The organism is Pseudomonas sp. E6002 (assembly GCF_013385565.1).
In the GTDB taxonomy this organism is placed as follows: domain Bacteria; phylum Pseudomonadota; class Gammaproteobacteria; order Pseudomonadales; family Pseudomonadaceae; genus Aquipseudomonas.
Window position 1 is genome coordinate 40,186 of sequence record NZ_JACAPT010000057.1, and the last position, 9,088, is coordinate 49,273.

Genomic DNA, 9,088 nt, shown 5'->3' on the forward strand with positions numbered 1-9,088 from the left:
TCTGTTACGGTGTGGCTTCGGCAATCGAAGGCACGGGGTCCAGCTGGCGCCCCAGGGTGGTGATCAGCAAGGTCAGTGAGTCGGCGTTATCCATCTGTGTGTTGAACCGCCGCGTCAGGTTGGTTTTGAAAATTCCCCGCGCGTTGCTCAAGTCCACGCCTCCGGTCGTGGCAAGAATCTGCTGCTTGATGTAGTCATCTTCCGGGTCGGTCCCCAGGTCGAATCCGGTAGGCCCCCACGCGTCCGTTGATTTGAACAATTGCCCAACAGGCGTGTTGATCGAGTACGCATTCTCCTGCACGTTGCGCAGCCAGTCCTGAAGATCGCGACCGGCCTGGGTCTGTACCTCGATCAGGTCGGAAAAAGGTGATGTGGAATTGAGGTAGGCGACGTCGGCGGTATTGCTCACGATATGAGTCAACTCATGAATCAAGGTGGCCGCGCGGGCATGGGCTCTTTGGTCGAAGTGATTGATCAGGCGCCCTTCGAAATCGGCCGTAGGCGGGTTGAAGAAGTTTTCAGTGAGGTAAATGCGTCGATCCGGGTCGCCGTCGATGGTAAACGCCCAGTGCCGTTCGGGTTCGGCAATATGCGCACCGGAGACGAAACGCCGGGAATTGAGCGAGTAGAGTGTCGGCTCCAGCGCCTCATCGAGGAGGGCGGTCACCGTGTCCATGAGTTTTTGCGCGAGGGCTTCCGGAAACTTGGCCGGGCCGGTGTCGGCGTCTATCGGGATGCCGAAGAAGCGGTTGATAAAGCGATGCACCCGGGTCACGGGCGGATACTGGTGGTCGAGCAGCTTCAGGTTCTGCTGGCAGTTGTGCAGGTAGAAGGTTGCCAGGTCCAGTGCCTCGACGATCGCCTGGGCCCTGGAGGGCGACACACGCCGAATCTCGGCCAGGCCGCGGGCCTCGACGTTCATCACCTGGTCCACGGCTGTCCGCACCTCACGGCGGTCCATCATTGCACTCCATCCGGGGCCGTGGCGGCGAACCGATGCGCCCTGGTCCAGGGTCCATTTGCGGTTGGCATCCAGGCGCACAAACGGTCCTTTGGACCGTGCACTGAAAAGCCGCCAATGGCCTTCGACCTGCCTGGCGCGGTAGACCTTGCCTGCGCACGGCAGGTAATGCCGGTTGTCCGTCGCTGTGTAGACGCCCGTGTTGCCTGCCGTCAGGCCCTCCAGGCTGATGTCGCAGGCTTCGTACGCTTGCAGCCGGGTTCGGGCCCGGGCGGTGACGTCGATGTCGTGCCAGGCACTGGCCGTTTGCGTCGGCGCGGGTTGCGCGGGGGCGGTGCCTGGTGTCGAGGGTTCATCCATCAATGCGCGGATCGAAGCCATTTGCGCGACACCGCCGATGAAGGTTTGCAGCGCCTCGCGCCAGCGGTGTTGCTGCAAGTCTTCGGCAGAGGCCTGGAACAGTTTGTAACTTTGCCAGATCACCAGCGGCACCATCAGCTTGCCCGGCAGCAACGCCTGCGCGTGCTGCAGTCCGCTGCTGAACAAGGCTTTGAGGGTGTCCCAGGCTGACCGGCCGTTGGCCTGGGATTGCTGTTCAAACAGGTTCGAGATCAATCCGATGTTGTCGCGGTACAACTGCTTGAGCGCGTGGCCCTTGATCGGATTGGCCCCCAAGGTGATTTCCGAGGTTCCCCCGACCGTGCTGGCCCAGAGGTGTCTATACGTGGCTTGCTCAGCCTCTGGCAGGCGACCGATCACCCAGTCCTGCAAGGGGCCGGGCAGGTTGAGCCGGCGAATCAAATCCGCCTCGTTGTCGAACTCCTGGAACGCCTGTTGCGGCCCATAGGGCGCATACATCACCAGCGGAGTGCTTTCGACGGCACTGATCAAGTAGACCCCAAGGGCCTTGATGGACCGGGCCCCCGCCGTGGCGATCAACTCCAGCGGACGCACTGTCGAGGTCGCGCGCTCGACCGCTGCGCGGGCGAGCGCGTCCGGCATGTCGAGGACCTGTTCGACCAGGCTCAGGCCCGCGGGTGATAACAGTTCCTGCAGCCTCAGCGCGTGGGCATTTTGCAACAGTTGCCAGGGCAGTTGCCGAATAAACCGGCGCTCCCGCACGTCTGCGCCGGGCTTGCCCGGGGTGAGTTTTTCGACCAGGCAAGCCTGGTGGTCCTGCTTGAGGGGCAGGCGCGCGAGGATCTGGCGCACCACAGCAGGTGTCAGGCCGGCGGCTGTGGACTCGACATCGAATGCAGCAGCTTGCTGGCTGACGTGATTGAGGGCGTAGTCCACCAGGTTCTGCCGCTGGCCGGCCAATACCAGCTTGGGCAGGATGTAGACGTCTTGCGGGCGCACGTCATAGGGCTGCAACAAGTCGATGAGCTTGCTGCCGAGATACGCTGGCAGCGGCAGGAAATCGTCAAGGTAGTCCTTGTCATCCGTGAGGCTGTGGCGGTATTGCTCAAGGATTTCGACATGGCGACGCTGTTGGCTGACAGACGCCATCCCCAGCCAGGCGGGCAGTGATTGTTGTGCCATGAAGGTCTGGGCGATTTGTGAGGCATGGCCCAGGTCGTTGGCCGGCAAGGCCTTTTCCAGCCCCCCGAGACGCTTCAGCAAGGTGTCCCCTGAGAGCGTCAGGGTGAGGCAGTGAGCCCGTTGTGCCCGGTAATGATCAATCCAGGACTGCTGGCAGTGCTGTGCGACCGCGCCGTTGATCAGCATGAACTGACCGAGTGCGCAGGCCTGGTGCGGTTTGAGATAGCGCGGGTCGAGATTGGCCAGTAGCTGCCTGCGAAGGTCCGGGGCGGCCAGTCGTCGTTGCAGTTCTGTCTGCAACTGGCTGACATTGGCGAAACTCTCCAGGCCGCGCGCCGGCGTCCACAGCACGGCCCGGCCTGAGTGGGACGGGGCCAGGCCACCGCGTTCGGTGAGCATCAAGCAATGCGCCAGGGGCACCCGTTGCGTCAGGCCCTCGGGTTCGACGGTCAACGCATAGGCATCCGGGATGAATCCACCCAGGCCCTGGCGCCGGCGGCGATCAGGGTGTTGAAGATCAAACACCGTTTGCACGATTGACTCATCTCGGGCGTCCAGGCTGTTGTTGAGGCGCCTGAGCCTGGCTTCGCCCTGGATCGCCACCGCCATCGCATGGGCCATCGGCGCCTTGAGCTGTTCCAGGTATTCGCGGGGAATATCGGCAATGTTGGAGTGATGAAACTTGACCAGTGCGGCATCGAGCGCCGCGTTGGCTTGCGCTATGTCCAGGCCGCCCAGCGGTGTGACAGCCCCATCGCCCTGGCTGGCGTAAAGGCCATAGTGCGGCGTTTGCGGAATCGGCCCGCGCTTGTGTATCAGGCGCGCAAGAAAGTAACTGCGCAGGCTCTGGCTTTCCAGGGGCGCAGTGGCGGGTGTCGCGCTTGCGCTGGCGGCGTAGCGATTGACGTAGATCTTGCCGGGATCGTGGCCAGCCAAGCCGCGGCGGTTGAACTCGGCGGTGAGCGCCTGATTGACGGTGTTGGCCAATGTGGGTTGCGCTCGCACCTGGGTTGCCAGCGTGTCCTGGATATCGGTCATCTGCTTTTGCAGCAGGGCGGCACGTTCGGCGGCCAGCGACACCGGGCGAGTCGGGTCGGCCAGTACCGAATGAGGCGTCCAGCGTCCCGCGGTATCCAGGCCCGGGAGGTGGCTGTCGATCATGTACCGCACATCCAGCGCGTAGTCGAGCAAGGCCGAGGGGTCAATGCCGGCGCGGGTGCGTCGGTACAGGTCGAGTGCGTAGCGTAGGTTCTGTTGCTGCTTGCCGATGATGGTTTCGAGCACCTGCTCAAACAGATTGCCGGCGATGGGAGTACCGGAAAACTGCGGCGTCTTGAACCCCACAAACAGCGCCCGCTCCTCCAGGGACATCAGGTTGTAGAGGTCGTCTTCATAGCCTGGCGCCTTGACCATGGCCTTGAGGGTGTCCATCAGGTCGTCGTAGGTCCCGAGCACCTGCAGGCCCTTCTCGGGGGTGTAGAGAAAGGTCTGCGAATTGCCGATCATCAAGGTGCTGGCCAGCTCGACGGCGTTGCTCGGCTGCTCCCAGATCCGTACGTTCTCGACGCGCAGCGTCTGGCTGTTCGGGGGGGCCTCGTTACCCCGGGAAGAGTACAGCGCTGCCAATGCGCGGCTTTGCTCCGGACTGATGATGGATTGCTGGCGCTTGAACAGCAGATCCAGTTGCGCATTGGCGGCCATGGCCCGGGCGAACCAGGCCCGACGCGACACGCCCGGTGCGATCTCGCTGTTCCAGAACGTCTCCAGTGCACTGTGCAGGAACGGGATCAGTTGGCCGGCTGCTTGTTTGATCGCGGTTTCCCAACGCTGCGTGTCGCGGGCCTTGGCGTCGGCAGGCCGCTTGGGGTGGAAGAACTCCCGGGTTTGCCCGGCGGGCCAGGCTTGTTCACGGTAGTACAACAGCACCGCGTCATTGAGTTGCAGCGAGTCGAGCCAGCGAGGCACCGTGTGCCCAACGGGCTGTATGGCGAAAAAACTCACGTGGGCTTCGCCGGGGCTGAGCCCGGGGAACAGTGGGCGGCAGACGCTTTCGAGCAGTTTTGAAAGCAGGGCGCCGAGGGCGGGCAACTGTTTCAACGCCGCCAGCAGCGCCTGGCGATTATTCTCCTGATAGCGCCTGAGGGTTTTTTCCTGTTCACCCAATACGTCGTCGAGCATGGCCTCCGGTGTCAGCACCAGTCGGTTGTCGAGTAGCGGCGATGGTTGTTGCTGCAAGGGCAGGAAGTACAGCAGTTGCGTGGCGCTGTCCGGGGTTTTCAAGCGCTCGGTCAGTGCTGTCAGCAAGTGGGCGGGGCTGTCGAATTTTTCCAGGCCGCCGTACGGGGTGTAGAGCCAGGCATGTGGGTAGGCGCTGGTTGAACTCATCATGAAGCTGCCGGCCAGTTCGACGGCATTGGCAGTGCTTTTATTCAACCAGATGCGCTGCGCGATCATTGGCGGCGACTGTTGGCGACGGCCTGCATCGCTGGCAAAAAACACCTTGCCGAGAAACTCGATGTCCCTGCTGTCGATGTTCAGCTGGCGCTCACGGTCCAGCGCCCTCCAGCCCACGCGCATGGCTTCGGGGAAAAAATACGGGAGAGGGGTGTGGCTCATCATCCTGATCCTTGAAGAGTTGCGTGCCTGCAACCTATCCAGGCCTGGCGCCACGAGGGGCTAGATATGTCTGGCGCTCCCTGTCGACAGCCATGGGGCAAACCCTGTCTAATCGACGGACCGATTCTTGTACGCTGTTGCCCATTCCAATAATTAAACGGGAGCTTCAGATGTCTGCATCGCCTTTGGATGTCGAGTCTTCATCAGAGCGACTCAGTTATGCGCAATTGACCGACCTGCTGCGCCAGGTGTTTGTCCGCCACGGTACGTCGGCCGATGTGGCCCAGGTGCTGGCCGAGAACTGCGCCAGCGCCGAGCGCGACGGTGCCCACAGCCACGGTGTATTCCGTATTCCCGGTTACGTCTCGACCCTGGCCAGTGGCTGGGTCAACGGCAAGGCGGTGCCGGTGGTCGAGGATGTGGCCAGCGGGTTTGTGCGGGTGGATGCGGCTAACGGCTTCGCCCAGCCCGCACTCCAAGCCGCCCGTGCGCTGTTGGTGGAAAAGGCCCGCAGTGCCGGGATTGCCTTGCTGGCGATCCATAATTCCCACCACTTCGCGGCGCTTTGGCCGGATGTCGAGCCTTTTGCTGAAGAAGGCCTGGTGGCCTTGAGCGTGGTCAACAGCATGACCTGCGTGGTGCCCCACGGCGCCGACCGCCCGCTGTTCGGCACCAACCCCATTGCCTTCGCCGCGCCCCGCGCCGATGGCCTGCCGATCGTGTTTGACCTGGCCACCAGCGCTATCGCCCATGGCGACGTACAGATTGCCGCGCGCAAGGGCGAACGCCTGCCACCCGGCATGGGCGTGGACAGCCTCGGCCAACCGACCCAGGACCCCAAGGCGATCCTCGAAGGCGGCGCGCTGCTGCCGTTTGGCGGGCACAAGGGGTCGGCCCTGTCGATGATGGTCGAGCTGCTGGCCGCGGCCCTCACGGGCGGTAACTTCTCGTTTGAGTTCAACTGGTCCGATCACCCCGGCGCTCGCACCCCATGGACCGGCCAACTGCTGATCGTGATCGACCCGAGCAAGACCGCCGGGCAGAGCTTCGCCGAGCGCAGCCAGGAGCTGGTGCGACAGATGCATGCGGCAGGGTTGCGGCGTTTGCCGGGGGATCGGCGCCATCGCACACGGGCGAAGTCGCAGGCAGGCGGGATCGAGATCGAAACGCAGGAATTGAGTCGGTTGCGGGTGTTGGCACAGGCGTGAAGCGAGCTGCGCCCGGGGAGGGCGCAGCCGTTGCATCAGATCAGTTGCGGCGGCCCAGCAACAGGCCGACTACCAGGCCAAACCCGGCGGAAATCGCCACGGTCTGCCATGGGTGGCCACCGATATAGGTTTCGGTGGCATCCACCACCGGCTTGCTGCGCTCGCGCACGTTGGACACCGAGTCCAGCGCCTGCTTGAGCTTGATGGCGACCTGTTCACGCAGGGTTTCACCTTCTTCCCCCACCAGTGACGCGCTGCTTTTGAGCAGCTTGTCCGATTCTTCGATCAGTGCGGTCAGCTCACTGAAGGCTTGGTCCTTGATTTGGTCTTCGACGGCTTGGGCGGCAGATTTGCGAGCCATTGGGTTAACTCCTTGCGGGTGAATGTGGCAATGAATGCGCTTGATGAAGAATGGAGTGTTTGAAGCGGGCAAAAGTTGCAGTTTTTTTCCTGTGGTCAGCTTAGGAGAAATCCAGGCCAGGAAATTTCAACCTACAGTGTAAGATGTCACCTATTTGTGCAGCAGGTAATTCAACATGAGCTTCAATCTGGCCAACAAGCCCCTCGCCGAGCGCGCCGCGCTGGAAGATGAAAAGTCCCGTCTCTACGACCTCTGGCAAAGCAACCTGGGCAAGGCCAAGGGCGAGGCCGCCCGCCTGTTTGGCGAACGCGCCAAGCGCAAGGGCAAATGGGCCGAATGGGTGCGTGCAGAACTGGACGGCATGTCACCACCGGAGTTCTCGAACATGGTGCGCAGTGAAGTCAATCGCCTGATGGCGGCGAAGTAAAACAAGCCTCGATTGCCTCGCGCACCTTGAGCAGCAACGGATCCAGTTGCGCCTGGGTGCGCCAGCCCAGCTCCACCGGGTAACGCGGCAGCGCCAGCGGGCAAGGCAGCTCCCTCAGTCCGGTCATCTGCGCGATGGCCTGGGCCGCATGGCCGGGGATGGTCGCCACCGCCTGGCTGCCCTTGAGCAGGAACGGCAGCGCCGCGAAGTGTGTGGTCGAGGCACCTACGTGGCGGCTCAGCCCCTGCGCGGCCAGGCCCTCGTCGGTGATCCCGATAAACCCGCCGGATGACACCAGCACATGCTCGCGCCTGACGAACTCGTCGAGGTCGATGGCCTGTTGTCCCGGCGCCAGGCTGTCGGGGTCCACCAGGCACGCGTAATGGCCTTCCCCCAATACCTGCCGGCTCAACCGGCGCTCTGCAAACCCGCCGGCGGTGATTGCCAGGTCCAGGCTGCGGTCGAGCAGGGCGTCGGCAACGATCTGGCTGTGGGTCTGGCGGAACATCAACCGCAGCTTTGGCGCACGCCGGGCAATCTCTTCAATCAGCCGCCGGCCGTAGGCGATTTCGAAATCATCCGATAACCCCACCACCACCGAACGACCCTGATAGTGATTGCCCAGGGGATCCACCATCGCCAGGCTCTGGCGGCAGCGATCCAGGGCTTCGCTGATCACCGGCTTCAACTGATTGGCCCGCAAGGTGGGCGCCAGGCCCCGGCCGGTACGCACGAACAACTGATCGCCGTACACATCGCGCAAGCGGCGCAGGGCTGCACTGATCGCCGACTGCGTGACGCCAAGGCGCAGGGCGGCACGGCTGGCACTGGATTCGTCGTGCAGGGCCTCGAAGGTTTTCAGCAGGTTGAGATCGACGTTGGCGATATTCATATGGCTCATATCAGTTAGCAGCGAAGCGGGCTTTATTCATGATTGCCGCTGGCCGGAGAATGGGCAACCCCCATTGATACGGAGTGATCGTGATGCCTGTTTCTACCGTGGCTGCGCTGCAAATCGGTTCCTTGCCGGGTGGCAAGGCTGAGACCCTGGAACAGATCCTGTCCTACGAGGACGAAATCCTGCGCAGCGGTGCGCAACTGGTGGTGATGCCGGAAGCGTTGCTCGGGGGTTATCCCAAAGGTGAAGGCTTCGGCACCCAGCTGGGGTATCGCCTGCCTGAAGGGCGCGAGGCCTTTGCGCGGTATTTTGCCAATGCGATTGATGTGCCGGGTGTGGAGACCGAAGCGCTGGCCGGCTTGTCGGCGCGCACCGGGGCGAGCCTGGTGTTGGGTGTGATTGAGCGCAGTGGCAGCACGTTGTATTGCACGGTGCTGTATTTCGAACCGGTGGGCGGGTTGGTGGCCAGGCATCGCAAATTGATGCCTACCGGCACTGAGCGGCTGATCTGGGGCAAGGGTGATGGTTCGACGTTGCCGGTGGTTGATGCCGCGGTAGGGCGCATCGGCGGCGCCGTGTGCTGGGAGAACATGATGCCGTTGTTGCGCACCGCGATGTACGCCAAGGGTGTGGAAGTGTGGTGCGCGCCGACGGTGGATGAGCGGGAAATGTGGCAGGTGAGCATGCGGCATATTGCCCATGAGGGGCGGTGTTTTGTGGTGAGTGCGTGTCAGGTGCAGGCGTCACCCCAGGCGTTGGGCGTGGAGGTGGCGAACTGGCCGGTGGATCGGCCTCTGATCGCGGGGGGCAGTGTGGTCGTCGGGCCCATGGGGGACGTTCTTGCCGGGCCATTGCTCGGTGGGGCGGGGTTGCTGGTGGCGCGGATTGATACGGATGATTTGGTGCGGGCGCGGTATGACTATGATGTGGTTGGGCATTATGCCCGGCCGGATATTTTCGAATTGACCGTGGATGAGCGGGTTAGGGCGGGGGTGCGGTTTATTGTTGACTGAGTACATATCCGTTTCTTCGGTAACGGCGGCTTATGGTTCCGCTCTTACAGCGGGTCACTTTT

General features: G+C 62.7%; 6 protein-coding genes. 3 read left to right on the forward strand and 3 right to left on the reverse strand.

The window, feature by feature from the left end:
• Nucleotides 1-4: 4 nt before the first annotated feature.
• Nucleotides 5-5,119: a dermonecrotic toxin domain-containing protein gene (locus HX815_RS31000; protein ID WP_177029465.1), complete on the reverse strand. Its 5,115-nt coding sequence runs from the start codon at nt 5,117-5,119 to the stop codon at nt 5-7.
• Between the two features lie 170 nt (nt 5,120-5,289).
• Between HX815_RS31000 and HX815_RS31005 the strand changes: the two genes are divergently transcribed.
• Nucleotides 5,290-6,327: an Ldh family oxidoreductase gene (locus HX815_RS31005; protein WP_177029466.1), complete on the forward strand. Its 1,038-nt coding sequence runs from the start codon at nt 5,290-5,292 to the stop codon at nt 6,325-6,327.
• 40 nt (nt 6,328-6,367) lie between these two features.
• On the opposite strand, the gene HX815_RS31010 is transcribed toward HX815_RS31005, so the two are convergent.
• Nucleotides 6,368-6,688 (reverse strand): YqjD family protein, encoded by a 321-nt coding sequence (locus HX815_RS31010; RefSeq protein WP_003217958.1) that lies wholly within the window; start codon nt 6,686-6,688, stop codon nt 6,368-6,370.
• A 175-nt stretch (nt 6,689-6,863) separates the two neighbouring features.
• Between HX815_RS31010 and HX815_RS31015 the strand changes: the two genes are divergently transcribed.
• Nucleotides 6,864-7,115 (forward strand): hypothetical protein, encoded by a 252-nt coding sequence (locus tag HX815_RS31015; RefSeq protein ID WP_003217960.1) that lies wholly within the window; start codon nt 6,864-6,866, stop codon nt 7,113-7,115.
• Here HX815_RS31015 and HX815_RS31020 read toward each other — a convergent pair.
• A complete protein-coding gene (locus HX815_RS31020) occupies nt 7,090-8,007 on the reverse strand; it encodes a LysR substrate-binding domain-containing protein (protein WP_087694394.1) in 918 nt (305 codons plus the stop codon). The two genes, HX815_RS31015 and HX815_RS31020, sit on opposite strands and share 26 nt — an antisense overlap.
• A gap of 92 nt (nt 8,008-8,099) precedes the next feature.
• Between HX815_RS31020 and HX815_RS31025 the strand changes: the two genes are divergently transcribed.
• Nucleotides 8,100-9,026, forward strand: coding sequence for a carbon-nitrogen hydrolase family protein (locus HX815_RS31025; RefSeq protein WP_177029467.1), 927 nt, complete (start codon nt 8,100-8,102; stop codon nt 9,024-9,026).
• Nucleotides 9,027-9,088: the final 62 nt, after the last annotated feature.

Coding starts and splice junctions, on each gene's coding strand:
- HX815_RS31000 (WP_177029465.1), bottom strand. CDS start 5,119: ATGAGCCACACCCCTCTCCCGTATTTTTTCCCCGAAGCCATGCGCGTG.
- HX815_RS31005 (WP_177029466.1), top strand. CDS start 5,290: ATGTCTGCATCGCCTTTGGATGTCGAGTCTTCATCAGAGCGACTCAGT.
- HX815_RS31010 (WP_003217958.1), bottom strand. CDS start 6,688: ATGGCTCGCAAATCTGCCGCCCAAGCCGTCGAAGACCAAATCAAGGAC.
- HX815_RS31015 (WP_003217960.1), top strand. CDS start 6,864: ATGAGCTTCAATCTGGCCAACAAGCCCCTCGCCGAGCGCGCCGCGCTG.
- HX815_RS31020 (WP_087694394.1), bottom strand. CDS start 8,007: ATGAATATCGCCAACGTCGATCTCAACCTGCTGAAAACCTTCGAGGCC.
- HX815_RS31025 (WP_177029467.1), top strand. CDS start 8,100: ATGCCTGTTTCTACCGTGGCTGCGCTGCAAATCGGTTCCTTGCCGGGT.